General features: G+C 68.2%; 26 protein-coding genes and 1 tRNA gene. 10 read left to right on the top strand and 17 right to left on the bottom strand.

Annotated elements, in window-relative coordinates:
* Positions 1-16 precede the first annotated feature (16 nt).
* The 4 genes from rpmF to IM776_RS07445 form a co-directional block, all read right to left on the bottom strand.
* Complete coding sequence (rpmF, locus tag IM776_RS07460) at positions 17-226, bottom strand: 50S ribosomal protein L32 (protein ID WP_100810879.1); 210 nt, start codon at positions 224-226, stop codon at positions 17-19.
* 2 nt (positions 227-228) lie between these two features.
* Positions 229-726: a YceD family protein gene (locus tag IM776_RS07455; RefSeq protein ID WP_194422549.1), complete on the bottom strand. Its 498-nt coding sequence runs from the start codon at positions 724-726 to the stop codon at positions 229-231.
* Positions 727-833: 107 nt separating this feature from the next.
* A complete protein-coding gene (coaD, locus tag IM776_RS07450; protein WP_194422344.1) occupies positions 834-1,331 on the bottom strand; it encodes a pantetheine-phosphate adenylyltransferase in 498 nt (165 codons plus the stop codon).
* 90 nt (positions 1,332-1,421) lie between these two features.
* A complete protein-coding gene (locus tag IM776_RS07445; protein ID WP_194422343.1) occupies positions 1,422-3,602 on the bottom strand; it encodes an ATP-dependent DNA helicase RecG in 2,181 nt (726 codons plus the stop codon).
* Between the two features lie 44 nt (positions 3,603-3,646).
* On the opposite strand from IM776_RS07445, the gene rsmD reads away from it, so the two are divergent.
* Complete coding sequence (gene rsmD / locus IM776_RS07440; RefSeq protein WP_194422342.1) at positions 3,647-4,225, top strand: 16S rRNA (guanine(966)-N(2))-methyltransferase RsmD; 579 nt, start codon at positions 3,647-3,649, stop codon at positions 4,223-4,225.
* Here the strand turns inward: rsmD and thiL are convergent.
* Positions 4,195-5,190, bottom strand: a complete 996-nt coding sequence (thiL, locus tag IM776_RS07435; RefSeq protein WP_194422341.1) for a thiamine-phosphate kinase — start codon at positions 5,188-5,190, stop codon at positions 4,195-4,197. The genes rsmD and thiL overlap by 31 nt on opposite strands.
* 23 nt (positions 5,191-5,213) lie before the next feature.
* Between thiL and IM776_RS07430 the strand changes: the two genes are divergently transcribed.
* A complete protein-coding gene (locus IM776_RS07430) occupies positions 5,214-5,726 on the top strand; it encodes a DUF3515 family protein (RefSeq protein WP_194422340.1) in 513 nt (170 codons plus the stop codon).
* 7 nt (positions 5,727-5,733) lie between these two features.
* On the opposite strand, the gene IM776_RS07425 is transcribed toward IM776_RS07430, so the two are convergent.
* The 7 genes from IM776_RS07425 to IM776_RS07395 form a co-directional block, all read right to left on the bottom strand.
* Positions 5,734-6,816, bottom strand: a complete 1,083-nt coding sequence (locus IM776_RS07425) for a D-alanine--D-alanine ligase family protein (protein ID WP_194422339.1) — start codon at positions 6,814-6,816, stop codon at positions 5,734-5,736.
* Complete coding sequence (locus tag IM776_RS07420; protein WP_228479965.1) at positions 6,722-7,855, bottom strand: NAD(P)H-dependent glycerol-3-phosphate dehydrogenase; 1,134 nt, start codon at positions 7,853-7,855, stop codon at positions 6,722-6,724. The genes IM776_RS07425 and IM776_RS07420 overlap by 95 nt, the downstream gene beginning before the upstream one ends.
* Positions 7,845-8,600, bottom strand: a complete 756-nt coding sequence (locus IM776_RS07415; protein WP_194422337.1) for a lysophospholipid acyltransferase family protein — start codon at positions 8,598-8,600, stop codon at positions 7,845-7,847. The genes IM776_RS07420 and IM776_RS07415 overlap by 11 nt, the downstream gene beginning before the upstream one ends.
* A gap of 5 nt (positions 8,601-8,605) precedes the next feature.
* Positions 8,606-9,973 (bottom strand): UDP-N-acetylglucosamine 1-carboxyvinyltransferase, encoded by a 1,368-nt coding sequence (murA, locus tag IM776_RS07410; RefSeq protein WP_194422336.1) that lies wholly within the window; start codon positions 9,971-9,973, stop codon positions 8,606-8,608.
* 94 nt (positions 9,974-10,067) lie between these two features.
* Positions 10,068-10,664, bottom strand: a complete 597-nt coding sequence (gene leuD, locus IM776_RS07405; protein WP_194422335.1) for a 3-isopropylmalate dehydratase small subunit — start codon at positions 10,662-10,664, stop codon at positions 10,068-10,070.
* Between the two features lie 2 nt (positions 10,665-10,666).
* Complete coding sequence (leuC, locus tag IM776_RS07400) at positions 10,667-12,127, bottom strand: 3-isopropylmalate dehydratase large subunit (RefSeq protein ID WP_194422334.1); 1,461 nt, start codon at positions 12,125-12,127, stop codon at positions 10,667-10,669.
* A gap of 148 nt (positions 12,128-12,275) precedes the next feature.
* Positions 12,276-13,292 carry a TerC family protein gene (locus IM776_RS07395; RefSeq protein WP_194422333.1) on the bottom strand — a complete coding sequence of 339 codons (1,017 nt, stop codon included), beginning with the start codon at positions 13,290-13,292 and terminating at the stop codon, positions 12,276-12,278.
* Between the two features lie 275 nt (positions 13,293-13,567).
* Here IM776_RS07395 and IM776_RS07390 point away from each other — a divergent pair, with 275 nt between their 5' ends.
* The 5 genes from IM776_RS07390 to IM776_RS07370 all read left to right on the top strand — a co-directional run bounded on the left by IM776_RS07390 (position 13,568) and on the right by IM776_RS07370 (position 19,276).
* A complete protein-coding gene (locus IM776_RS07390) occupies positions 13,568-15,709 on the top strand; it encodes a catalase (protein WP_194422332.1) in 2,142 nt (713 codons plus the stop codon).
* Positions 15,710-15,799: 90 nt separating this feature from the next.
* Positions 15,800-16,357 (top strand): RNA polymerase sigma factor, encoded by a 558-nt coding sequence (locus tag IM776_RS07385; RefSeq protein ID WP_194422331.1) that lies wholly within the window; start codon positions 15,800-15,802, stop codon positions 16,355-16,357.
* Positions 16,354-17,436: a DUF4349 domain-containing protein gene (locus tag IM776_RS07380; RefSeq protein ID WP_194422330.1), complete on the top strand. Its 1,083-nt coding sequence runs from the start codon at positions 16,354-16,356 to the stop codon at positions 17,434-17,436. The genes IM776_RS07385 and IM776_RS07380 overlap by 4 nt, the downstream gene beginning before the upstream one ends.
* A 59-nt stretch (positions 17,437-17,495) precedes the next feature.
* Complete coding sequence (locus IM776_RS07375) at positions 17,496-18,044, top strand: winged helix-turn-helix domain-containing protein (protein ID WP_194422329.1); 549 nt, start codon at positions 17,496-17,498, stop codon at positions 18,042-18,044.
* The gene (locus IM776_RS07370; RefSeq protein ID WP_194422328.1) at positions 18,041-19,276 is read left to right on the top strand and encodes an MFS transporter; all 1,236 of its coding nucleotides are present in this window, start codon (positions 18,041-18,043) and stop codon (positions 19,274-19,276) included. The genes IM776_RS07375 and IM776_RS07370 overlap by 4 nt, the downstream gene beginning before the upstream one ends.
* Before the next feature lie 55 nt (positions 19,277-19,331).
* Here the strand turns inward: IM776_RS07370 and IM776_RS07365 are convergent.
* A tRNA-Glu gene (locus tag IM776_RS07365) sits at positions 19,332-19,404 on the bottom strand.
* Between the two features lie 155 nt (positions 19,405-19,559).
* Here IM776_RS07365 and IM776_RS07360 point away from each other — a divergent pair.
* Together IM776_RS07360 and IM776_RS07355 are read left to right on the top strand one after the other, a co-directional pair.
* Positions 19,560-20,198: an MBL fold metallo-hydrolase gene (locus tag IM776_RS07360; RefSeq protein WP_194422327.1), complete on the top strand. Its 639-nt coding sequence runs from the start codon at positions 19,560-19,562 to the stop codon at positions 20,196-20,198.
* Positions 20,195-20,731: a GNAT family N-acetyltransferase gene (locus IM776_RS07355; RefSeq protein ID WP_323741055.1), complete on the top strand. Its 537-nt coding sequence runs from the start codon at positions 20,195-20,197 to the stop codon at positions 20,729-20,731. Before IM776_RS07360 ends, IM776_RS07355 begins: the two co-directional genes overlap by 4 nt.
* Here the strand turns inward: IM776_RS07355 and pepN are convergent.
* Positions 20,716-23,208, bottom strand: coding sequence for an aminopeptidase N (gene pepN, locus IM776_RS07350; RefSeq protein ID WP_194422326.1), 2,493 nt, complete (start codon positions 23,206-23,208; stop codon positions 20,716-20,718). The genes IM776_RS07355 and pepN overlap by 16 nt on opposite strands.
* Before the next feature lie 206 nt (positions 23,209-23,414).
* Between pepN and IM776_RS07345 the strand changes: the two genes are divergently transcribed.
* Positions 23,415-23,618, top strand: a complete 204-nt coding sequence (locus IM776_RS07345; RefSeq protein ID WP_175986543.1) for a cold-shock protein — start codon at positions 23,415-23,417, stop codon at positions 23,616-23,618.
* Between the two features lie 57 nt (positions 23,619-23,675).
* Here the strand turns inward: IM776_RS07345 and IM776_RS07340 are convergent, their stop codons facing one another.
* The 3 genes from IM776_RS07340 to IM776_RS07330 are packed head-to-tail and all read right to left on the bottom strand — an operon-like array spanning position 23,676 to position 26,277.
* Positions 23,676-24,662 carry a DNA topoisomerase IB gene (locus IM776_RS07340; protein WP_194422325.1) on the bottom strand — a complete coding sequence of 329 codons (987 nt, stop codon included), beginning with the start codon at positions 24,660-24,662 and terminating at the stop codon, positions 23,676-23,678.
* A 20-nt stretch (positions 24,663-24,682) separates the two neighbouring features.
* A complete protein-coding gene (locus IM776_RS07335) occupies positions 24,683-25,357 on the bottom strand; it encodes an ABC transporter ATP-binding protein (protein WP_194422324.1) in 675 nt (224 codons plus the stop codon).
* Entirely contained in the window at positions 25,354-26,277 is a 924-nt protein-coding gene (locus tag IM776_RS07330) for an ABC transporter ATP-binding protein (RefSeq protein WP_422730941.1), read from the bottom strand. The genes IM776_RS07335 and IM776_RS07330 overlap by 4 nt, the downstream gene beginning before the upstream one ends.

Raw genomic sequence — 26,277 nt, 5'->3', positions numbered from 1 at the left:
ACCGTGAGACCGTGATTCAGACGTCGGCGACCTTGCGGCCCTTGTACTCGAGGAACAGCTCGGTGCCCTGCGAGTCGGTGACGACCTTCGCCTGGTGCGGACGGCTGTAGACGACCTTGCCGTTCTCAACCGTCTTGACGAGAGCGATCGGCTCCGCCTTCCACTGCGCGCGACGCGAGCGGGTGTTGGAACGGGAAACCTTGCGCTTCGGGGGGTTACCAGCCATGGCTAACTCTCTTCTGTGTTCTCGGGAGCGCGGCGCTCTGCCGCATTCCCCTGGTCTGTGATCTGTCGGAGCGCACTCCATCGAGGATCGATGGGCGCGTCTTCCTGGGCCCTGGTGCTTTCGGTCAGCCGCTCACCCGTGTTCGGGTCGAGCCCCGGGCAGTCCGGCTGACACACCGGCTGAAATGGAAGCGCCAAAACTGCCGCTTCCCTGGCCAGAGTTTCAAGATCCACGTGGTCGTCTTGAACCTCGAAGTCAGTTTCTTCCTCACCAGGATACGCGAAAAGCTCCTGGAACTCGACTTCGACAGGCTCTGAGATGTCGGTCAGGCATCTTCCGCACACTCCGGAGTACTCGGCATCCACCGTTCCGGAGACGAGGATGCCCTCGTGCACAGACTCCAGCCGCACGTCGAGATCGACCTCGGAGCCGGCAGCGTACGAGACGATCCCCTCCCCCCATTGCTCTGGGAGGACGACGGAGAACTGGTGCTCACGCATCTCGCCGGGGCGTCGCACGATGTCGCGGACGGGCACCACGAAGGGTCCGTTGAGTCGAGTCTTCACACCACCATGCTACTCGCCGACGACAGCGGCGGCCTGGGAGGTCAGATCCCGCGCGCCCCGGTGTCGAGGAACGCGGCGACGGCGCGGGGCACGAAAGGGGAGATGTCGCCGCCGAGCCCGGCGACCTGGCGCACCAGAGAGCTGGAGACCATCGCGTGCGAGGGATCGGGCAGCAGGAAGACCGTCTCGATGTCGGCGAGGTGGCGATTCACGATCGCCATCGGCGACTCGTACGCGACGTCGATCTGCGAGCGGATGCCCTTGACCAGCACGCCGGCGCCCACGTCGCGGGCGTAGTCGACGAGCAGGCCCATGCTCCAGGAGCCGACGATGATGTTGCCCTCGCAGCCGTCCTCGGCGATGGACTGCTCGAGCAGCGACAGACGCTGCGCGATCGGCAGCATCGCCTCCTTGCCCGGGTTGTGCACCACGAGCACGTGCAGTTCGTCGTACAGTCTCGACGCGCGACGGATCACGTCGAGGTGACCGAGCGTGGGCGGATCGAACGAACCAGGGACGACGGCGATCCTGCTGCTCACTTCGACTCGCTCCGTTCGCTCAGTACAAGCACTTCGACTCCTTCGATCGCTCAGTGCATCGCATGCCTCTCACCCTATTGCACGACTTCGTCAGTTCTTCGCGAGCGCGGCGCGGTCATCATCCGTCACCCGGCGGGAGATCACCTCACTCAGGCCCGGATGCTCTGACAGTTGTGGATCGGTCTCGAGAATGCGCTCGGCCAGGTCTCGGGCACGGGCGATGAGCTTCGAGTCCTTCACGACTCGCAGTAGCCGCAGCGACGACCGCACCCCGGACTGCGTGGATCCGAGGACGTCCCCCTCGCCGCGCAGCTCGAGGTCGACCTCGGCGAGGGCGAAGCCGTCCAGCGTGGCGGCGACCGCTTCCACGCGCTCCCGCGCCAGGGTCCCCTCCTCCGCTTCCGTCACGAGCAGGCAGAGCCCGGGCACTGAACCACGGCCGACGCGGCCGCGCAACTGGTGCAGCTGCGAGACACCGAAACGGTCGGCGTCCAGCACGATCATCGTGGAGGCGTTCGGCACGTCGACGCCGACCTCGATGACCGTCGTGGCGATGAGCACGTCGATCTCGCCGCGCGCGAACGCCTGCATCACCGCGTCCTTCTCGTCGGACGGCATCCTGCCGTGCAGCACGGCGCGGCGCAGCCGGCCGACGGAAGGGTGCGTGGCGAGGGCCTGATCGAGCTGGACGACGCCCCAGCGGGGCCCCGCGGCGCCCTCCTCCTCGGGCAGCGGCGGGGCGCCGTCGTCTTCGCCGGAGTTCTTCTTGGTGGTGTCGATGGCCGCGCACACGGCGAACACCTGCCGCCCCTGCGCGACCTCCTCGGCGGCGCGATCCCACACGCGGCGAAACCAGTCGGGATGCTCTGCCAGCGGTGCGACGAACGACTCGATGCCCGCACGCCCGGCAGGCATCGTGCGGATCACGGAGGTGTCGAGGTCTCCGAAGACGGTCATCGCGACCGTGCGAGGGATCGGCGTCGCCGTCAGCACCAGGGCGTGCGGACTCGAGCCCTTCGCACGAAGAGCCTCGCGCTGCTCTACGCCGAACCGGTGCTGCTCGTCGACGACGACCAGGCCGAGCTCGGCGAAGGTCGTCTTCTCCCCCAGCAGCGCGTGTGTGCCGACGACGATCAGCGCCTGCCCTGCAGCCACGCGCAGCGCGGCCTTGCGACGCTCGGGAGCGGACATCTGCCCGGTGAGCAGCGTAGGCATGAGCTCCGGCGCGAGCTGCGGGCCGAGCATCTTCGTGATGGAGCGCAGATGCTGGGCTGCGAGCACCTCGGTCGGCGCGATGAGCGCCGACTGCCCGCCCGACTCCGCGACCTGCAGCATCGCCCGCAGGGCCACGAGAGTCTTGCCCGAGCCGACCTCGCCCTGCACGAGACGGTTCATCGGCCACGCGCCGGTGAGGTCGGTCGCGACCTGCGCGCCGACCGAGTGCTGATCGGGAGTGAGCGTGTACGGCAGCAGCGTGTCGAAGCGCTCGAGCAGACCACCGGGCTCAGCTGCGCGCGGAGTCGCCGTCAGCGCGCGCACTGCGGCGCGCTGCTGGAGCAGTGCGGTCTGCAGCACGAGGGCTTCGTGCATGCGCAGCGTGCGGACGGCCGGATCGACGTCGGTCTTCGTCTCTGGCCGATGGACCTGGATCAGCGCCGTGCGCGCGTCGAGCAGCCCCTCCGCGCTGCGGACGGACGACGGAAGCGGATCGGGCACCTCCCCCAGCTGCGGCAGCACCGTCTCGATGAGTTCGCGGAACTGTCCGCTCGCCACAGCCGAGGTCGCCGGGTAGATCGGGATCGGCCGGTGAGCGCGCTCCTCGACCTGCGTCCTGCGGTCCTCGTCATCGTCGAACAGCTCGTACTGCGGGTGGGAGAACTGCGTGACGTCGTTGAACGAGCCGACCTTGCCGGAGAAGACACCCCGGCGGCCCGGGCGGAGCTGGTCCCTGCGCCACTCGGCCTGCTTGATCCCCTTGGCGAAGAAGGTCAGCGACACCCGCCCGTGCCCGTCGCCGATGATGACATCGGTCATCGCACCCGACCGGTTGCGCATCGTGCGCGCCGAGGACGAGAGCACCTCTGCGACGATCGTCACCGTCTCCCCGACGGGAAGGTCGCGGATGGGCGTCAGCTCGGCGGGGTCGGCGTACCGCCGAGGATAGTGCGCCAGCATCTGCCCCACGTTCTGCATCTCGAACGCCCGCTCGAGCTTCTTCGCGACGGCAGAGCCGACGGCATCCGCCAGGCGAGTGTCGAGCGAGAAGACCATTCCTGAAGTCTAGATAACGGCGGGGACAGTCTTAGGCTGATGGTGTGACGAGGATCATCGCCGGTGAGGCGCGCGGGCTCCGCCTGGACGTGCCAGGCAGCGGAACGCGCCCCACCAGCGACCGCGTGCGTGAGTCGCTGTTCGGAGCGCTCGAATCGGCGGATGCCATCGCCGGTGCGCGCGTCCTCGACCTGTATGCCGGCTCGGGTGCGCTCGGTCTCGAGGCGCTCAGCCGCGGTGCCGAGACTCTGGACCTCGTGGAGCGAGCGCGGCCGGCTGCGGCGGTCGTGCGCCGCAACATCGCCACCGTGACGAAGGTGCTCCCCACGGCGACGGCGCGCGTGCACGAGAGCGCCGTGCTCGCGTTCCTCAAGCGCGCCACCGGACGATGGGATCTCGTCTTCACCGATCCGCCCTACGACCAGGACGACGCCGCGATGAACGCGGACCTCGCGGCCGTCGCGCCGCTGCTCTCGGAGGACGCCGTGGTCGTCATCGAACGCGCGCGCCGCTCCACGCCGCCGGACGTCGCCGCTGCGGGCCTGGAGGTCTTCCGCGAGAAGACCTACGGCGACACCGCGGTGTGGTGGGCTCAGCCCGCCGCGGCATCCCAGTCGCGATAGGGATCCCAGCCCGCGGCATCCGCCGGCTCGCCGTCGCACAGCACGCCTTCGGCTCCCCGCTCGCGCACGATCCCGACCTCGCGGAACCCTGGCGGCAGGACATCCGACGGGAACGTCGCCAGAAGGGCGTGGTCCTCGCCGCCGGCCAGCGCACGGTCCGGATCGTCGCCGAGCGCATCGCGGCGAAGATCGATCGTGACATCGGATGCCGCCGCCATCCGCCCGGCGTCGAGGGCGAGCCCGTCGGAAACGTCCATCATCGCCGTGGCGCCGGCGTGCGCAGCCACAGGCCCGAGCCCGATCGGAGGCGCGGGGCGCAGTTGCGCGGACACCGCCGCGCGCTCGCCCGCGGCGAGCCGCGAAGCCTCCACTGGTACGGGCATGTCTCCGTCGCGGAACCTGCCGAACAGGACCGCGAGCCCGTGCGAGGCGAGCCCGAGCTCTCCTGCCAGGGCGACGACGTCACCCGGTCGCGCGCCCGCCCGCGTCACGGCCTGCCTTCCCTCCAGGTCGCCCAGAGCGGTGACGGCGATCGTCAGCACGTCCGAGACGGTGAGATCGCCTCCGATGACGGAGCAGCCCGGGGCGAGCGCCTCGCAGGCGGCTCGGAACCCGTCGGAGAGCTGCTCCACGAACGAGAGTCGCATGTCGCGCGGGACGGCGAGGGCGACGAGAAGTCCGGTCGGGCGAGCGCCCATGGCGGCGACGTCGGCCAGGTTCACGGCGGCGGCCTTCCATCCCAGGTCGTACCCGCTCGACCAGGCCAGCCGGAAGTCCGGACCGTGCACGAGCGTGTCGGTCGTCGCGACCACGGAGCCGGACGGGGTGGCGAGCACGGCGGCGTCGTCGCCCGGACCGATCAGGGTGTGCGTGGCCGGTGCGGTGCGGGAGAGGATGGCACGAAGCACGGTGCCTTCCGAGACGTCACCCAGGCGCGGATCGTCGTCGGCTGAACGGGAGGGCATGCTGTCAAAGGTAGCCTGGAATCATGTCCCGTCGCCTTGCCACCGCCGCCCTCCTGCTGCTCGGAACGGCGCTTCTGGGCGGCTGCTCGACGACGGTGCACATGGAACCTGCCGCAGACGCGAACAACCCGCTGTGCGCCGAGGTGACGGTCGGGCTGCGGAACGCGGACACCATCGCCGACCTGGATCGCCGCTGGACCGACGCGCAGTCCACAGCGGCCTGGGGCGAACCGGGAGCGGATTCGGCGATCCTCTTGCGCTGCGGAGTCACTGTGCCCGGTCCCACGGCCGAGCTGCAGTGCGTCACCCTCGAGGGCGTGGACTGGCTGGTCGACGCTTCGGAGACCCCGTTCCTGCGACTGACGACCTACGGCCGTGATCCTGCTGTGCAGCTGTACATCGACACCGGGGCCGTCAGCTCGAACGACGTCATCAGCAGCCGCGGCCTCATCGGGGCAGTGACGAGCGTCCCCTCGGACGGCAGGTGCACGACCCCCGACGAGCTCGACCAGGATCTGCAGGACCTGCTCGGCTGAGCGGCTGTCAGCGTCGCAGGCCCGCCTCGATCAACTCGCTGATCAGGTCGCCGTAGCTCAGGCCGGACGCCACCCAGCACTTCGGGAACATCGAGATGGGCGTGAAGCCGGGCATGGTGTTGAGCTCGTTGACGACGAGCTCGCCGCCCGCAGTCAAGAACATGTCCACGCGCGCGAGACCGCGTCCGTCGACCGCTTGGAAGGCCCGCACGCCGATGTCCTGGATCGCGGCGACCTGCGTCTCGGTCAGCTCGGCGGGGCACACCACATCGACGCCGTCGCCGCCGAGGTACTTCCCCTCGAAGTCGTAGAAGCCGCGCGAGGTGAGCACGATCTCGCCGGGCAGAGACGCGCGCACGCCGGCCGCGGTCTCCAGGATCGCGACCTCGATCTCGCGCCCGGTGATCCCGGTCTCGACGAGCACCTTCTCGTCCTCCGCGAATGCGATCTCGAGAGCGGCATCCAGTTCCGACGACTCCGACACCTTCGACACGCCGACGCTGGAACCCGCACGCGCCGGTTTCACGAACACCGGCAGCCCGAGCTTCGCGATCTCGGAGCGCAGTGCCGCGGCATCCTGCTCCCACGCCCGACGACGGACCGTCACCCACGGGGCGACGGCGATGCCTGCGGACTCCAGCACGACCTTCATGAAGTGCTTGTCCATGCACAGCGCTGAATCCAGCACGCCGCCGCCGGCGTACGGCACCTCGAGTGTGTCGAAGTACCCCTGAATCGTGCCGTCCTCGCCGTGCGTGCCGTGCAGGATCGGCAGCACGACGTCGATCTCGCCGTGATCTGCGACAGATCCGTCGGCGTGCACGACGCGAAGCGTCCGGTCGCCGCCGGGCTCGGGCCACAGCACGCGCGAGCCGTTGTCGACGACCTCGGGCAGGTGCGCGGCATCCAGAGCGAACTTCGCCGGGTCGTCCGCCTCGAGGACGAAGGCGCCCTCGCGGGTGATCCCCACCGGGATCACGTCGAAGCGATCGCGATCAATCGCCTGCAGCACTCCGCCCGCTGTTGCGGAACTGATGGAATGCTCGCTGGAACGCCCGCCGAAGAGCACCACCACCGTCTGCTTGTCCATGATTGGTTCTCTCCTCCTGGGGAGTGTCGTCGTCGGTCGTCAGGTGCGGCGCGATGTCGCGCGGGTTCATCCTGCCGTCGAGCACCATCTTCACCTGCTCCACGATGGGCATGTGCACGTCGGATTCGCGGGCCAGCTGCAGGATCGGCGCGACGGATGCCAGGCCCTCCGCGGTCTGGTTCATCTGCTTGACGACGTCCTGATAGCTGTAGCCCTGGCCGAGCAGGCGGCCGGCCGTGTTGTTTCGGCTGAGTGGCGACTGGCAGGTGGCGATCAGGTCGCCGAGGCCGGCGAGACCCTGGAGCGTCTCGGGCTGCGCGCCGTTCGCGACGGCGAAGTCGGTCATCTCGACGAGCCCTCGCGTGATGATGGAGGCCTTGGTGTTCTCGCCGTATCCGACGCCGTCGACGATGCCGATGGCCACGGCGATCAGGTTCTTCAGGACACCGCCGAACTCGGTGCCGATGACGTCGGTGTTCACGAAAGTGCGGAAGTACGAGTTGCGCGCCGCACGTGCGACGGTCTCGGCCGTCTCCTGGCTGAGTGACGCGATGACCGCGGCCGTGGGCTGCTCCCGGGCGATCTCGAGCGCGAGGTTCGGTCCGGATGCCACTGCGATGCGCTCGGGCTCGCAGGCCAGCTCCTGCTCGATGACCTGGCTCATGCGCAGGCCGCTGGCGCGTTCGACGCCCTTCATGAGGCTGACGATCGGCATGTCGGTGTTCTCGAGCAGCGGTCGCAGGCCCTTGAGGTTCTCGCGCAGGGACTGACTCGGCACCGATAGGTACACCTGGTCCGCGCCGTCGATGGCGGTGGCCAGCTCGTGCGTCGCGGTCATCGTGCGCGGCAGGTTGATGCCGGGAAGATACTTGGTGTTGCGCTTGCCCTCGGCGATCTCAAGCGCCTGCTCCGGGCGACGCGCCCACATGGTGACCTGCGCTCCGCCGTCGGCGAGGATCTTGCCGAAGGTCGTTCCCCAGCTTCCGGCGCCGATGACGGTGACCCGCGGGCCGCGGGCGTCGGGGTGCTTACGAGTCAAGGCGCCCGGTCTCCTTCTGGCCGTGATCCAAGGGGTTCCAGCGCTTCGCCGGTGCCTTCTCATGACGGATCTGCTCGAGCAGGCCGGTGATGGCGTTCATGAGCCGTTCGGTGGCTTCCGCAATCGCCGCGGGCTCGTTCGGCCTGTCCTTCAGATCGCTGAGGTCGACCGGATCGCCGATGATGATGTCCACCCGCTTGCGCGGTGGCCAGAGCTTGAGGCCCTTCTGGTACCGCCCCATGATCTGCTGCGTGCCCCACTGCGCCATCGGGATCAGCGGGATGTCGCCGGCCATCGCGAGTCGGACCGCACCGGACTTTCCGCGCATGGGCCACAGGTCGGGGTCGCGCGTCAGCGTGCCCTCGGGATAGACGATGACACCACGACCGTCCTGGACGAGCTCGCGCGACTGCGCGATCGTCTGGGCCGATGCCGTGCGCGATGAGGATCGCGCGACGGGGATCATGCCGGTCCCGCGCAGCGCGGCACCGACCACGGGGACCCGGAACAGGCTCTCCTTCGCCATGAAGCGGGGGGCGCGGCCGAGCTTCCACACCGCGGCGGCCACGATCAGCGGATCGAACTCCGTGTAGTGGTTAGGGGCGAGGACGAACGGGCCCTTCATCGGCAGCTTCTCGCGGCCCGTGAAGCGCATCTTCGCAAGGTAAGAGACGAAGGGCACCACGATGACCGCGAGCACCCAGAACAGGCTCGGCCGAGTCTTCTCCGGCGATGCGGAAGCCATGCGCGTCAGCCGATGACGTCGAAGTCGGCACCGAGGGCGTCGAGCTTCGCCAGGAAGTTCTCGTAACCCCGGCTCAGGATGTCGACGCCCGAGACACGCGACTCGCCGGTTGCGGTGAGCGCGGCGATGACGTGGCTGTAGCCGCCGCGCAGATCCGGTACGACGATGTCGGCGCCGTGCAGCGGCGTCGGACCCGTGATGACGGCGGCCTGCTCGAGTTCTCGGCGCGGGACACGGCGAGGGCCGTCCTGCAGCCCGTGCGGGTGCACGACGATGTCGGCGCCCATCTTGACCAGCGCCTGCGTGAAGCCCATCCGGTTCTCGTACACCGTCTCGTGCACCACGGAGCGGCCGTTCGCCTGGGTCAGTGCGACCACCAGCGGCTGCTGCCAATCGGTCATGAACCCGGGGTGCACGTCGGTCTCGACGACGACGGGCTGCACTTCGCCGTCACGGCGGAAGAGGATGCCGTCCTCGCGGATGTCGAACCAGCCACCGGCCTTGCGGAACACGTTGAGGAACGTGAGCATCTCCTGCTGCTTCGCGCCGCCGACGAAGATCTCGCCGTCCGTCGCGAGCGCTGCGGATGCCCAGGACGCCGCCTCGTTGCGATCGAAGATCGACCGGTGATCGTAGCCGCGGAGCGTCTCGACGCCCTCGATGAGGATGACGCGGTTCGGCTCGTAGGAGATGATGGCGCCCATCTTCTGCAGCACGGCGATCAGGTCCATGATCTCCGGCTCGATGGCCGCGTTGCGCAGTTCTGTCGTGCCCTCTGCGCGGACGGCGGTGAGCAGCACCTGCTCCGTGGCACCGACGCTCGGGTACGGCAGGTGGATGTTCGCGCCGTGCAGGCGTCCGCCCGGCGTGGACAGACGGATGCCGCTGGGCAGCTTCTCGACCGTTGCGCCGAACTTGCGGAGTGCATCGAGGTGGAAGTCGATCGGGCGGTCGCCGATGCGGCAGCCGCCGAGGTCGGGGATGAACGCCTGGCCCAGCCGGTGCAGCAGCGGTCCGCAGAAGAGGATCGGGATCCGGGATGCCCCGGCGTGTGCGTCGATCTCTTCCATATGGGCCGACTCGACGTCGCTCGGGTCGAGTCGCAGCGTGCCGGCCTCGTCGCCCTCGGTGACGCGGACGCCGTGCACCTCGAGGAGCGAGCGCACGACGGCGACATCGCTGAGGTTCGGCACGTCGCGCAGGACGCTGGTGTCTTCGCCCAGGAGGGCCGCCACCATAGCCTTGGTGGCGAGGTTCTTCGCCCCCTTCACGTCGACGCGGCCACGCAGCGGCCGTCCTCCTCGAATCGCCAGCACGTCTCCGGTCAAAGCAGATACCCCATCCTGGAGGTCAGCGCGCGCGGTGGTCGTCATTCGATGAGCCTCACTTCGTGTTCACGGTCGCGGCGGCAGCCGCAGGGGCGAAAGTGCCCCAGGCTCACGGTGCTCGATGTCAGCGGACTCTGCGTCAGCGAACAGGGAGCGTACGTGGCCGCCACGACTCGCGGCGGGCCTCGAACTGCGCGATCTTCTCTTCGTTGCGCAGCGTGAGCCCGATGTCATCGAGCCCTTCGAGGAGCCGCCATCTAGTGTAATCGTCGACGCCGATGGAGGCCTGGAAATCGCCGATGGTGGCTGTGCGCGCCTCGAGGTCGACCGTGATCGCAGCGCCGGGATCCTCGTCGATCTCAGCCCAGATCCGCTCGAGATCCTCTTCCGAGATGGTCGCGGCGAGCAGGCCCTGCTTGCCGGCATTGCCGCGGAAGATGTCGGCGAAACGGGGGCTGAGGACGACCTTGAAGCCGAAGTCGCGCAGCGCCCACACGGCGTGCTCGCGACTCGATCCCGTGCCGAAGTCGGAACCCGCGACGAGCACCGAGGCGCCATGGAAGGCCGATTGATTCAGCACGAAGTCCTCATCCTGGCGCCAGGAGTAGAACAGCGCATCGTCGAAGCCGGTCTTGGTGACGCGCTTGAGGAAGACGGCGGGGATGATCTGGTCGGTGTCGACGTTCGAGCGCTTCAGCGGCGCGGCGATGCCGGTGTGGGTGGTGAACTTCTCCATGATCAGGCTCCCACCAGCTCGTGCGCGACCTCGAGATCGCTGGGACTCGACAGCGTTCCGCGCACCGCGGTCGCGGCGGCGACCAGCGGTGACACGAGGTGCGTGCGGCCGCCCTTGCCCTGGCGTCCTTCGAAGTTGCGGTTCGAGGTGGATGCGCAGCGCTCGCCTGGAGCGAGCTGATCGGGGTTCATGCCCAGGCACATCGAGCATCCGGCGAAGCGCCACTCGGCACCGAAGTCCTTGACGATCTGATCGATGCCCTCGGCCTCGGCCTCCAGGCGCACCCGCGCAGAGCCGGGGACGACCATGACACGGACGCCGTCGGCCTTCTTCCGCCCGTTGATGATCGACGCGAACGCGCGCAGATCCTCGATGCGGCTGTTCGTGCACGAGCCCATGAACACGGCATCCACCGGCACGTCCTTCAGCGGCGTCCCCGGTGCGAGGTCCATGTACTCGAGCGCGCGCTCGGCGGCGGCGCGCTCGTTGGGGTCGGCGATCTCGGCCGGGTCCGGCACAGCCGCGGACAGCGAGCTGCCCTGGCCGGGATTCGTGCCCCAGGTGACGAACGGCTCGAGCTCGTTCGCGTCGATGAACACCTCGGCGTCGTAGACCGCGCCCTCGTCGGTGGGGAGCGTGCGCCAGTAGGCGACGGCATCCTCCCAGTCCTGCCCCTGGGGCGCGTGCGGCTTGTCCTTGACGTAGGCGAACGTCGTCTCATCGGGCGCGACCATGCCGGCACGGGCACCCGCTTCGATCGACATGTTGCAGATCGTCATGCGACCCTCCATCGAGAGGGCGCGGATGGCGCTGCCGCGGAACTCGAGCACGTAGCCCTGGCCTCCGCCTGTACCGATCTTCGCGATCACGGCGAGGATGATGTCCTTGGCGCTGACACCCGGCTTCAGCTCGCCTTCGACGGTGATCGCCATGGTCTGGAAGGGCTTGAGCGGCAGCGTCTGGGTGGCCATGACGTGCTCGACCTCACTCGTGCCGATGCCGAATGCCATCGCGCCGAACGCGCCGTGCGTGGAGGTGTGCGAGTCGCCGCACACGACGGTGATGCCGGGCATGGTTAGCCCGAGCTGCGGACCGACGACGTGCACGATGCCCTGCTCCGCATCGCCCAGCGAGTGCAGGCGCACGCCGAACTCCTCGGCGTTGCGGCGCAGCGTGTCGATCTGGGTCCGGCTGGTGAGATCGGCGATCGGCTTGTCGATCTCGAGCGTCGGGGTGTTGTGATCCTCCGTCGCAATCGTCAGGTCGAGCCGGCGAAGCGGCCGCCCTTCGGCGCGCAGCCCGTCGAACGCCTGAGGGCTCGTGACCTCGTGCACCAGATGCAGGTCGATGTAGATCAGGTCGGGCTCACCGTTCTCGCCCTTGACGACGAGGTGGTCGTCCCAGACCTTCTCGGCCAGCGTGCGCGGGCGGCTCGATGAAACAGTGGGAACAGCATCGGTCATGTCGGTATCTCCAGTATTCGGCGGTTCGGCCACGCTGGACGCCGCGACGAGGAAGGCCTAGATCGAGGTCTCGTCGCGGCCGCTAAGGAGAAGAACCACCCGCCGCATGCCGGTCAGTTTACACGGCGGCGGCGGGTGGTCAGGACGCTCAGTGCGTCGGTGGCTCGGGATGCAGCTCCTCGGGAGCGCGTCGGCGCTCGCGCGACGATGCGATGAGGCTCGCGATCGTCGCGATTCCCATGGAGGCCACGATCACCGTGAGCGACAGCCAGATCGGGATGTCCGGCGCCCACTCGATGTGCTGCCCGTTGTTGACGAACGGCAGCTCGTTGACGTGCATCGCGTGGAGGATGAGCTTGATGCCGATGAAGCCGAGAATCACCGCGATGCCGTAGTGCAGGTAGCGCAGGCGGTCGAGCAGGTCCCCGAGGAGGAAGTACAGCTGGCGCAGGCCCATGAGCGCGAAGATGTTCGCGGTGAAGACGAGGAAGCTGTTCTGGGTGATGCTGAAGATCGCGGGGATCGAATCGATCGCGAACATCAGATCGGTGACGCCGATCGCCACGAACACGATGATCATCGGCGTCCACATCTTCTTGCCGTCGACGACCGTCCGGAGCTTCGGGCCGTCGTATTCGTCGCTGATGTCGATCCGGCGACGAAGCAGACGGACGATGAAGTTCTCCCGCTTGACCTCGCCCTCGTGGTCGCCCTCCGGCATGGCCTGACGGATGGCGGTCCAGATCAGGAACGCACCGAACACGTAGAAGATCGGCGAGAAGTTCTCGATGATCGCGACGCCGGCGACGATGAAGATGCCGCGCAGGATGATGGCGATGAGGATGCCGACCATCAGCACCTGCTGCTGCAGGCGGCGCGGCACCGAGAACTGCGCCATGATCAGCACGAACACGAAGAGGTTGTCGATCGAGAGGCTGTACTCCAGTGCCCAGCCGGTGAGGAACTCCCCGGCGAACTGGCCCCCGGCGATGAAGTACAGCAGACCGGCGAAGACCAGCGCCAGAGTGACGTAGAAGACGACCCAGAGCGTGGACTCCTTGGTCGACGGGATGTGGGGACGCAGACGCACGAGCATCAGATCGCCGATGAGGACGAGCACGAGCACCACCAGAGCGGTGATCTCGAACCAGAGGGGGATGTTCAAGGGCGCACAGCACCTTTCGAGAGAGGTCGGTAAAGAGGCCGAAAGTCTCTCCCCCGCACGATACGCGGCCCGCGTCCGGAGCAACACTGTCGGTGCTCGTGATGACGAACGCGGAGAATCGGGATACTCCCTCTCGCTCGACAGATTCTACCGGAGGTTGCGAGCGTCACGGTGCATCCGGGCGCCCCCGGTGCACGCGTCTGTCAATCCCCTCCTCGATGTGATCGGCTGACGCGCACTCTGGAGCGATCATCCGATGGCGAAGGAGTATCTGCATGTCCACTCATGAAGAGCACGAGATCACGATCCCCGGCCGTCCGGCGCCGCAGCCGCCCCGGCAGGACGAACCGCACGATGGTCAGGCGCCACCGCCCAAGTCCGATCAGTCCGGTCCGGAAGTGCGTACGCCGACAGGGGCGCGAAGTGCCGACCCGCAGACGGCTGTCGCGCAACAGGGCACCCGCCTCACGACGGCGCAGGGCACGCGACTCGTCGACACTGATCATTCCCTCAAGGCGGGACCTCGCGGGCCCGTTCTGCTGCAGGATCACCACCTCCGCGAGAAGATCACGCACTTCGACCACGAGCGCATCCCGGAGCGCGTCGTTCATGCGCGCGGCGCGGCGGCACACGGACGTTTCGAGTCGAACGGCCGTGGGGCGTCCATCACCCGGGCCGGCTTCCTGCAGGGCGGTGTGGTCACGCGGGTGTTCGTGCGCTTCTCCACCGTGCTCGGATCGCGCGGTTCTGCCGACACCGTGCGTGACACTCGCGGTTTCGCGACGAAGTTCTACACCGAAGAAGGCGTGTACGACCTCGTGGGCAACAACATCCCGGTTTTCTTCATCCAGGATGCCATCAAGTTTCCCGACGTGATCCACGCCGGGAAACCGCATCCGGATCGCGAGATCCCGCAGGCGCAATCGGCGCACGACACGTTCTGGGACTTCGTCTCGCTGCACACCGAGGCCCAGCATCACACGATCTGGAACATGTCCGACCGCGGCATCCCTCGCTCCTATCGCATGATGCAGGGCTTCGGCATCCACACCTTCCGCTTGATCGACGACTCCGGGGCGACGGTGCTCGTGAAATTCCACTGGCGACCCCGACTCGGTACCCACGGCGTCACCTGGGAGGAAGCGCAGCTTCTGGCGGGGAAGGATCCCGACTTCCATCGGCGGGATCTCGCGGACGCCATCGAATCCGGCGCCTTCCCGCAGTGGGACCTCGCCGTTCAGGTCTTCCCGGACACCGAGGACCAGATGTTCGAGGGGATCGATCTGCTCGATCCGACCAAGATCGTCCCGGAGGAGCTCGCCCCGCTGGAGGTGCTCGGCACGATGACGCTCGACCGCAATCCGGTGAACTACTTCGCCGAGACCGAGCAGGTGGCGTTCCATCCCGGCCACCTCGTCCCGGGGATCGACGTCACGAACGACCCCCTTCTGCAGGGCCGGCTGTTCTCCTACATCGACACGCAGATCACGCGCCTGGGCGGGCCCAACTTCGCGCAGATTCCGATCAATCGACCGCATGCGCCGGTGAACGACATGCTGCGCGACGGCATGCATCAATCGGCTGTGCACGGCGGCGTCGCGCCGTACCAGCCGAACTCGCTGGATGCCGGATGCCCGTTCCTCGCCGGCGCAGACGAGAACGCGTTCATCGACGTTCCCGCGCCGATCGCCGAGAGCCGCGTCCAGCGCGCAGCACCTGCGAGCTTCGACGACCATTTCTCGCAGGTGCGGCTCTTCTTCCGCAGTCTCACGGGCATCGAGCAGCAGCATGTCATCGACGCCTACGCGTTCGAACTCGGCAAGTGCTACGAGCAGACGATCAAGGAGCGCCAGCTGCGGCACCTCGCGAACATCGACGAGAGCCTGTGCACAGCAGTGGCGGCCCGCCTCGGGCTGCCGACTCCTGCCGCTTCCATCGCACTCGACGATGTCGAGCCCAGCCCCGCGCTGCGGATGGTCGGAGAGGAATGGCCCGTTGACGGGCGCGTCGTCGGCATCGTGGCGACCGCCGAGACCGACGAGGCCGAGCTCACGGCGGTCCGGGAACAACTGCACGCGGCGGGCGTGCTTCCACTCGTGATCGCCCCGACCGGCGGGATGATCGGAGGAGTTCCCGTGCAGCGGAGTTTCGACACCGCGACGAGCGTCGAACTCGACGGCGTCGTGGTGCTGACCGCGACCGATGATCGCCGGGCCGTCGCCGTCCTCGAGGAGGCATTCCGGCATGCGAAGGCGATCGGAATCGCGGAGGGTGCAGCAGAGGTGCTGAGCTCCGTCGGCTTCGACACCGACGCCGACGGCGTGTCGACCGGGAGTGCGAGCGCTGTCGTCGCGGCGCTGCTCGACCTGCTGCCGCGCCACCGGGTGTGGCAGAGGGCGGTGGACGTCCCGGCCTGAGTGCTCGGCCCTCTCGGACTGCTCCGAGAACATCTGAGACGATGAGTCATCTCGCGACACTCTCCAGTGAGAGACACCGAAAGGAACCGGATGTCCGAGCTGTCTGTGGATCAGGATCTCGTGGCGCGGGCCGCGGCGGGCGACGAGAGCGCCTTCCGTGAGCTGTACCGCGCCCACGTCCGATCCGTCTACTGGATCGCTCACGGCATCCTGCGCTCCCCCGCCGACGCGGAGGACGTGACACAGGAGACGTTCGTGACCGCGTGGCGCAAGCTGCCCGGTCTCGAATTGGCAGGCGATTCGCTACTGCCATGGCTGGCGACGATCTGCCGGTTCCAGACGGCCAACCGGCTGCGCAGACGTCGCCGAGACCAAGCGCACTCGGCCGATGCCGTCGACGAGGAGCTGCCCGACACCGTGAACGTGGAGGAGCAGGTGATCACCGCGGTGCTCGTCGAGCGGATCGCCGACGAGCTCGGCACGCTCGGCGAACTCGACCGCGAGATCTTCCGGCTGTGCGCCGCCGAGGGCTACGCCTACCAGGCGGCGGCCGACGAGCTCGAGGTCACGACGGCAGTGGTTCGGAACCGTCTCTCACGGGTGCGCACGCAGCTGCGTGGCGCCGTCGAGGAGATGAGAGACGCATGAACGACCAGGCGCCCACGAGCGGCACAACGGACCTGCCCGAACTGTCCCAGGCGAGCATCGACCGCATCGAGAAGGCCGTGTTCGCCGAGATCGCGGCAGACCGCACCCCCGCGCCTTCAACGGCGACCGCGTCGTCGAAGAGGCGCACCCGTCGCCGGGGCTGGCTCACCGGGCTCGGTGTCGCGGCTGCCTTCGTCGCCGGGATCCTGATCACGCCGCCGCTGCTGAACCTGACGGCGAGCACGACCGCAGGCGGCGCGGGCGACACGACCGCGTTCGTATCCGACTCCGCTGCCGGCGGACCGGTCGACGAGGCCGTGCCGGAGGGCGCTTCGATGGATGCCGCCGGCGGGGTCGCCACCGAGGACAGCGGACGAGAGATCATCGCGAGCGCGCAGGCGCACGTGCGCGTCGACGACATCACGGGCGCGGTGGATGCCGTCGCCGCACTCGCCGAGGAGCACGACGGCTATGTCGAGGGCACAGACGTCTCCGCGACAGGGATGTCTGCCGATACGACCGTGCCGGCCCCGGTGCCTGAGGGCGAGTACGGCTGGATCAGCATCCGCGTTCCTGCCGCAGACCTGACGACGGTCATCGACGAACTCGGCGAGACCGGCACGGTCATCTCGTCGTCGACATCGCAGCAGGACGTCACCGCGACCGCGATCGATCTGCGTGCACGCGTCGACGCGACTCAGGCGTCGGTCGACCGGCTCACCGAGCTGATGTCGCAGTCCGGCAGCGTGTCCGAGCTGATCGACGCCGAGGTCGCGCTCACCGACCGTCAGGCTCAGCTCGAGTCGTACACGCAGCAGCTCGCCGCCCTTGAGGATCAGGTGGCGATGTCGTCGCTGCAGGTGCAGCTCACCAAGACTACGACGGCGGCGCCAGCGGAACCGGCCGGGTTCGCGGACGGGCTGCTCGCCGGTTGGAACGGCCTGATCGTGTCGCTCAACGCTCTGGTGGTAGCGCTCGGGTTCCTGCTCCCCTGGCTCGTCGTCGCCGGGATCGTCGCGGTGGTCGTCTGGCTGATCGTCCGCAGGCGCCGACGCGACACAGCATCCGAAGTTCCTTGATTTTCCGGGATATACAAGAACTCTTGTGAGAACCGCGGACCACGCTTAGCGTGGTGCGCATGGAAGAGATCGAGGCGATCACCGCCGTTCATCACCCGGTGCGGCGGCGCATCGTCGACCACCTCGGTCTGTACGGCGCGAGCCAGGTGACGAGCCTGGCGCGCGCGCTCGACCAGCAGGTCGGCAGCATCAGCCACCACCTGCGGATGCTGGAGCGGGCGGGCATCGTCGAACGAGCCGATGATCCGACCGGCGACAGGCGCACCAGCTGGTGGCAGTCCGCGCGCAAGAGCTTCAGCTGGTCGGTCGACGACTTCGCCGATTCGCCGGCCGACGCGATGCTCGCCCGCGGCGCCGAGCGCGCGAACATCAACACTCAGATCGGGCGCCTGTCGACCTGGCATCGCAGCAGTGCGCCGAGTCCTGAATGGAATCGCGCGGCGTTCAGCACCGACACTCTCACCTGGGCGTCGGCTCAGGAACTGGCGGCACTGTCCACAGCCGTGAGCGCGACGATCGAATCCTGGCGGCGTGCGATCGACCTCGACGACGGCGTCGAACGCCGCCCCGTCTTCGTCTTCGCACACGGGTTCCCGACGACGCCATGACCGCCTCCGAACCCGTCCTGCTGCGCGAGCCGCCCAGATTCTCTCGCGACCTCGCCGTCCATGCCTGGATCACGGTGAAGGCACTGTCGGACGCCGGAGACGCCATCTGGTCGATCGCTCTGGCCTGGACCGCAGTGCAGATCGCCTCCCCCGCCATCGCAGGGCTCATCGTCGCGGCGGGCACCGTGCCGCGCGCCGTCATCCTGCTGTTCGGCGGCGTCCTCGCCGACCGCGCGAACGCCCGGCACGTCATGATCGTGTTCAACGTGCTGCGGGTGGGGGTGCTGGTCGGTGTGGCGCTGTGGGTGCTCGCGAACCCTCCGAGCGTGCTCGTGCTGACGCTCGCCGCGATCGCGTTCGGGGTATGCGATGCCTTCTACGAGCCGTCGGCGGCCACCATCGGCCGCCAGCTCGTCCGCGTCGGGGACCTGCCGTCGTACAGCGCCGTGATGCAGACCGCCACGCGGCTCGGCACGATGGGAGGAGCCGCCCTCGGCGGGTTCCTCGTCGCGTATGCCGGCCTCGCCGGGAGTGCCTCGATCAACGCCCTGACGTTCACGTTCGTGATCGCGTTCATCGTGATCTGGCTGCGTCCCCGGTTCGCGCTCGCTCGCGCCGACAAGGAGACGGCGCTCCGCGGCATCCTGCGCGGCTTCACGCACATGAAGCATGCGCCGACGACGCGCACGCTGGTCATCGCCCTGTCCGGCCTGAACCTCGCGGTCGGTCCCGCCACCGGCATCGGGATCGCGCTGCGGGCGCACGACGAGGGCTGGGGCGCGCAGGCCGTCGGCATCTTCGAGGCGCTGATCGGTCTCGGCGCCGCACTCGGCGCGATCGCAGTCGCGAAGTGGCGTCCGCGTCACGAGGCGCTCGGAGGGTTCTGGGCACTGGTCGTACAGGGCGCCGGGATCATCCTCATCGGCGTCGGACCGCTGTGGCTGACCGGCATCGGGAGCCTGGTGATCGGCCTGACGGCGGGATTCGCCTCGGTGCTGCTGAGCGCGACGTTCGCGGCGACGATCGACACCGCCTACCTCGGCCGGATGAGCGCGGTCACCCGCCTCGGCGATGATGTGCTGATGCCGCTGGCGATGGCCGCGTTCGGCGCGCTGGCTGCTGCGACGACCACCTGGATCGCTTTCGTCGTGTTCGGCCTCGCCCTGATGGGGATGATGTGGTTCCCACTGCGCAACCCGCAGTTCCGCGAGATGTCGCTGCGGGCCGAGTAATCACGGCCTCCCGGTACGCGAAAACCCCCGGCAGATCCGGGGGTTTTCGGTGTTGTGACCCCAGCGGGATTCGAACCCGCGTTACCGCCGTGAGAGGGCGGCGTACTAGGCCGCTATACGATGGGGCCAGGCCTTGCAGAACGTTTCCGTCCCGCGACAACCGTTCAAGTATGCCATGAGGATTTCGCCTGCGCAAAATCGAGGCCGGCGGCACACGGATCCCGGGCGCGTCCCGCCGTCAACCCCGTTTGCCGTGGATGCCGGAACGGAGTTGACTCTCCGTATGCGCGTCACGAAGCACGAACATGCCACCCTCCGTCTCGACGAGAGCGGAGAGAGTCTCATCATCGATCCGGGCTCGTTCACGACGCCCCTCGACGATCTGTCGAGCGTGGTCGCCGTGGTCCTCACTCACGAGCATCCGGACCACTGGACACCCGAGCACCTCGACCGGATCCTTCGCGCGGTGCCCGGTACGCCGATCTTCGCGCCGGCCGGCGTCGCCGCTGCGGCCGGTGACCATGAGATCACGGTGGTCTCCCCAGGAGACACGGTGACGGCGGGTCGATTCACGCTGCGCTTCTTCGGCGGCGACCACGCCGTCATCCACTCCTCGCTCACGCCGGTGCAGAACGTCGGCGTGCTGGTGAACGACGTGCTGTACTACCCCGGCGACTCCTACGCCGTACCGGAGGGCGTCGAGGTCGACGCTCTCGCCGCCCCCGCCGGCGGACCCTGGCTGAAGATCGGCGAAGCCATGGACTTCGTGCTGGCCGTCAAGCCGCGGCGCGCGTTCGGAGTCCACGACATGACCCTCTCGGTGATCGGCCGCGGCATGCATCGTCAGCGGCTGCAGTGGGCGACCGAGCAGAACGGCGGAGAGTTCTTCGAACTCGACCCCGGCGACGCGCTCGACCTGTGACGCGGCGGCTGCTGCCGGAGCCGACCCCACGGCTGCGGTTTCGCGAGATGACCGTCTCCGACCTCGATGAGATGGCGGCGATGCTCGGGGATCCCGATGTCATGGCGTTCTACCCGGCACCGAAGACGCGCGGCGAGAGCCTCGACTGGATCGAGCGCATGCGGGAGCGCTACGCGCGTGACGGACACGGGCTCTGGGTGATCGAGACGCACGACGGCGAGTTCGTCGGCGACTGCGGCATCACCTGGCAGTCGTACAACGGCACTCCCGTGAGAGAGGTCGGCTATCACGTTGTGCGCGGGTACCAGGGTCGCGGGCTGGCGACCGAGGCGGCGCTCGCATGTGTGGATCTGGTACGACGCGAGTTCACCCCGACGCTGCTGACGGCGATCATCCACCCCGACAACATCGCCTCGCGCAGGGTCGCCGAGCACCTCGGCATGACGCACATCGATGATGACTACGCGCACCCGTGGATCGTGCGCACAGTGATGGGGATGACCGTCGAAACGGCAGGTCAGCGTTCGCGCTGAGACTGCGCCGCGCGCACTCGAAGATCACGCTCCAGGTGGTCGCGCTGCTCAACGACCAGACGCCGCAGCGCCGCTGGCGCCGAATCGTTCGCGGAAAGCCATCCGTCGACGAGATCCAGATCCGGGGACGCCGGGAACAGCCCGATCACCAGGCGCCTGGCGATCTCGATGCTGCGGTTCTGCCACGCATCCGCGATGCGCTCGAAGTAACCCCCGTCGAGGGAGGCGATGAGATCGCGGCGCCCACCCGCGCGCACACCGTCGATCGTGGCGCTGAGGTGGTCGTTGCTCAGTTCCTCGTCCTCCCAGGCGCGATGCCACGCGACCAGGCGCACCTCCTGCACCGGGCGCGCGGCCAGTGCCCGCAGAGCGGCCGTCCGCCCGCTCGCGGTGTCGTCCCGCTTCAGCTCGGCATCCAAGTCGTCACCGCTCGCCTCGCCGACGGTCGTGAGCGCCGTGAGCAGCGCCCAGCGCAGATCGGGATCGACGCTCAGGCCGTCGGGTCCGTGACCGTCGAGGATCGCACGCACCTCGTCAGCGCGTGCGGCATCGAACGCGGATGCCGCGGCGAACGCACGCGCCCACGACAGCTGCGCGTCGCTGCCCGACGCGGCATCCTGCAGCGCTGTCCAGGTCCTCTCGAGCCAGGTCGCGCGGTGCGCGACCCGCTCGGCGTCGGGCGCGTAGTGGCCGATGGCGTACGCGGCATTGGCGAGAACACCGGCCAGCAGGCCGATGTTCTCTTCGGCCGGCGCGTGGGCACCGACGATCGAGAGGTATCGCACGGCAGGCAGCTCACCGTCGCGGGTGGCGTTCCACAGCGACGACCACACCAGCGCACGTGGCAGGGGTTCGAGCGTGGACAGCGCCTGCTCGACCGCGTCGAGCGAGGGTTCGTCGAGCCGCGCCTTGGCGTAGGTGAGGTCGTCGTCGTTGATGAGCACGAGGTCGGCCCGGGCGACCTCCACCGGGGTGGATGCCTCGGTGATGTCCACTTCGACCTTTTCACGCAGCGACAGGGCGTCGTCTGCGAGATCGTACAGTCCGACGCGCAGGCGGTGCGGGCGCGGATCGGTCTGCGTCAGCATCCGTCCACCGTCGGCCGCGGTCTCGAGCGCAATCGTCGACATGCCGCTGGTCTCGAGCCACGCGCGCGACCAACCGCGCAGGTCACGACCGGAGACCTCCTCGAGCTGCACGAGCAGGTCCTCCAGGGCGGTGTTGCCGAACGCATGCGCAGCGAAGTAGCGGCGCGCGCCCTCGAAGAAGTGCTCCTCGCCGACGAACGCGACCAGCTGTTTGAGGACGGACGCGCCCTTGGCGTATGTGATGCCGTCGAAGTTCAGCTTGGCGGCTTCGAGGTCGGTGATGTCGGCGACGATCGGGTGCGTGGTCGGCAGTTGATCCTGCTGATAGGCCCACGCCTTGCGGTTCGCGGCGAATCGCACCCAGGCGTCGGTGAACCGCGTCGCGGCGAAGGATGCGTGCGAGCCCATGTAGTCGGCGAAGGACTCCTTGAGCCACAGGTCGTCCCACCAGCGCATGGTGACGAGGTCGCCGAACCACATGTGCGCCATCTCGTGGAGGATCGTGTTCGCGCGCGCCCCGCGCTGCGCGTCGGTCGCAGCTCCCCGGGACAGGTACGCCTCGGTGAAGGTCACCAAGCCGGGGTTCTCCATGGCACCGAGGTTGTACTCGGGCACGAAGATCTGGTCGTACTTTCCCCACGGATACGGGAATGCGAAGGCGTCGGTGAAGAAGTCGAGACCCTGCTTGGTAATCTCGATGACCTCGTCCGCCTCGAGGAACTCAGCGAGCGACGGGCGGCACAGCACGCCGAGTGCTACGGTCTGCTCTCCGCGCGTCCACTCCGCGTCGATCCGGTGGTACGGACCGGCGGCGACCGAGGTGATGTAGCTCGACAGCGGCAGGGTCGGGGCGAACTCGACGGTCCGGACGCCGTCTTGCTCTGTGACGACGGCCGCGCTCTGGTTCGACAGCACCTGCCAGCCAGCCGGCGCGTGCACGACGAAGGCGTACGCGGCCTTCATGTCGGGCTGCTCGAAGCAGGCCATGACCCTGCGCGCGTCGGCGGGCTCGTACTGCGTGTACAGGTATGTCTCGCCATCGACGGGGTCCACGAAGCGGTGCAGGCCCTCGCCGGATCGCGAGTGGACGCCGATCGCGTCGATCACGACGGTGTTGGATGCCGCCAGCCCCTGGATCCGGATGCGTGCGCCGTCGTACTCGACGGAGCGGGCTTCGCCGTTCACTGTCACACTCTGGACCGCCTCGCCGATGAAGTCGATCCAGGTGTCCGGTGCCGCCGCGTCGAACTGCAGGGTCGTGGTCGTGCGGAACCCGCGCTGCCCCTGATCGCGTGCCTCACGAAGATCGAGTTCGACGCGGATGTCGTGCACGGTGATGTCCGCAGAACGTGCGGCGGTCTCTTCCCTCGTGAGGTTCGCTGAGCTCATGGCTCCATCGTTTCATGTCCGGGAGTGCCGAATCCCGGCGCATCCGTTAGGCTGAGCATGTTCGTCCGCCTTCATCTACCTCACCCTCTCGGGCTCGTCACGCCGCTTCGACGCCGCTTCCCGGGAGTTTCTGACACTGCCGCACCAGTTCAACGTCGCGGCTGACGGGTCGATGAACGGCCCACGATCAACTAAGGAAACACAGCATGGCCACTGGTACCGTCAAATGGTTCAACTCCGACAAGGGCTACGGCTTCATCGCTCCCGATGACGGCTCCGCCGACGTCTTCGCGCACTTCAGCGCGATCCAGTCGAGCGGCTACCGCAACCTCGAGGAAGCGCAGAAGGTCGAGTTCGACACGGAGCAGGGACCCAAGGGCCCCCAGGCGACGAACATTCGTCCGCTCTGATCTGAGCTTCGAAGGCCCGATTCCGCATCGCGGGGTCGGGCCTTTCTCGTTTCCCGCTCAGCGGCGGTTGAGCACCTTGAGCACGCACTGCTCCTCGACGGTGAGGTGCTTGCGCGGTCGCATCCTGCTCATCGCCCGCCGTACCTGGGGAATCGTGACGCCGTCTTCGAAGGCCGTGAAGACCCGCGGATCGATGTACGAATCCCTCGTGACGGCCGGGGTGTTGCCGAGACGCTCGGCGACGTGGGCGACGACGTCACGGACGACGACCGCGTCCTCGGTGTCGTCGTCCGTCTCCGTCGCGAGCAGGGCTGATGTCGCAAGGAGTGTGCCGCCCCAGGTGCGGAAGTCCTTGGCCGAGAACTCCTTCCCCATGTGGCGCTTCACGTAGGCGTTCACACGCTTGCTGTCGACGTCGTGGATGATGCCGTCCTCGTCGAAGAACCGGAAGATGTCGTACCCGGGCATCTCCTCGAGCTGCGCGATCACCCGCACGAGCCGCGGATCGCGCACGGTCTTGACGTGCCGTTTGCCGCTCTTGCCGATGAAATCGAAAGTGACCTTCGAGCTGGTCACATCGGTGTGTTTGCGGCGCAGGGTCGTGACGCCGTAGTGGCCATGCTTTCGCGCGTACTCGGTGTTGCCGACTCGGAAGAACTCCTGGTCGATGAGCCCTACGACGCACGCGACCACCTTGTCCTCGCTCAGCCGACGGCGGCGCAGGTCCTTCTCGACCTGCCTGCGCAGTCGCGGCAGCCGTTCGGCGAAGAGCAGGATCCGCGCGAACTTCGCCTTCTCCTGCCTGCGGCGGAACGCGGGACTGTAGATCGTCTGGGTGCGACCGGCGTCATCGACGCCCCTGGCGAGCACCTTCGTCGAGGACGAGCGCGAGATCTCGACATCGGTCCATGCCGGCGGGATCGCGAGGGCGTCGATCCTGGCGATCTCCCGCCTGCTCGTGATGCGGCGGCGGCCGTCGCGGTAGACGGTGCCGCCGTCGACGAGTTCGCGGGTGATCGGCAGACGGGGTGCCCTGGGCGTCATAGGTCCATTGTGCTGTGCGCTCAGCGTTCGCGCAGGACGCCGTCGTGCAGTTCGAGCACACGATCGGCGCGCGCGAGCATCGCCTGATCGTGGGTGGCGACGACGGCCGCGGTGCCCCTGTCGTGCACCAGGCGTGCGATCAGGTCCATGATCTGCGCACCCGTCCCGCTGTCCAGCTGCGCGGTCGGCTCGTCCGCGAGCAGGAGGCCGGGGGCGGTGACGACCGCCCGTGCGATCCCGACGCGCTGCTGCTGACCGCCGGAGAGCTCGCCGGGGCGCTGCCGGGCATGGTCTTCCAGACCGACATCGCGCAGGGCATCGGCGACGCGACGGTCGCGCTCCTCCGGGGCGACACGTCGGATGCGCAACGGCACCTCGACGTTCTCAGCGGCGGAGAGCACCGGGATGAGCCCGGCTGTCTGGAAGATCGAGGCGATGCGGGAACCGCGCAGCGCGGTGACATCGGTCGACGGATCGGCGAGATCGGCGCCGTCGACGAGGACCCGGCCCGCCGTGGGACGGTCCAGTCCTCCGAGCATCGTGAGCAGGGTCGTCTTGCCCGCACCGGATCTTCCCGCCACGACGACCAGCTCCCCCGGCTCGACGGCGAAGTCCGCGTCCCGCACCGCGAGGACGTCGCCGCCCGGGCTCGGGAAGGTGCGCGACAGCGACTCCGCTCTCAGCACGGCGGTCATCCGGCGGCCTCCGTCCGGTCGGCCGCATCGTCGTCCGGCCGCTCCTGCCCCGGTGCCACGCGGACGTGATCGGGCTCCAGGGTGAGCCGCACGCGTTCGCTCAGGTCGAGCGCGGAGACGAAGTCGGCGGGAAGCTGCATGCGGCCGGCGCGGTCGAGCACCGCGTACTCCTGGGCGGTCCGGACGGCACGGCCCTCGTGATCGGTGTCCGTGCGGCGCAGCGTCTCGGTCGAGGTGCGGCCGTCGCGGATGTGCACGGTGCGGTCGACGTGCTCGGTGATGCCCGCGTCGTGCGTCACAATCAGGGTGGTCACGCCGCGTTCGCGGTTCACCGTCTCCATGGCGGCGAGCACCTCTGCGCTCGTGTGCTCGTCGAGCTCCCCGGTCGGTTCGTCGGCCAGCAGCACCCGCGGCCGGTTCGCGAGCGCGACGGCGATCGCGACGCGCTGCCGCTGTCCGCCGGACATCTCCGCGGGACGCTTGTCCGCGACCTCGGCGGCGCCCAGCAGGTCCAGCAGCTCATCGCCGGTGGCAGCGCGCTCGGACCGCGGCACGACCCCGGCGACCTCGTGCACCATCGCGATGTTCTCCCGCGCCGAGAGGTACGGCAGAAGGTTGCGCGTGGACTGCTGCCACACGAACCCGACGCTGCGTCGCCGGTAGCCCAGGCGCTCCGCGCCTTTCATCGTCACCAGATCGTGCCCGGCGACGCGGGCCGACCCCGCGGTGGGGCGATCGAGCCCGGCGAGGATGCCGAGCAGCGTGCTCTTGCCGGATCCGGACGCGCCGACGACCGCGACCAGCTCCCCGGTCATCATCCGCAGATCCAGGCCCTGCAGCGCCTGCACCTCGACGCCCTGCGCCGTGAAGATCCGCACGAGGCCCTCGCACACGATCGCGCCGTCCGACATATCAGCCAT

The sequence above is a fragment of the Microbacterium abyssi genome (assembly GCF_015277895.1).
Lineage (GTDB): Bacteria > Actinomycetota > Actinomycetes > Actinomycetales > Microbacteriaceae > Microbacterium > Microbacterium abyssi.
This window is presented reverse-complemented; position numbering and strand designations above follow the sequence as displayed.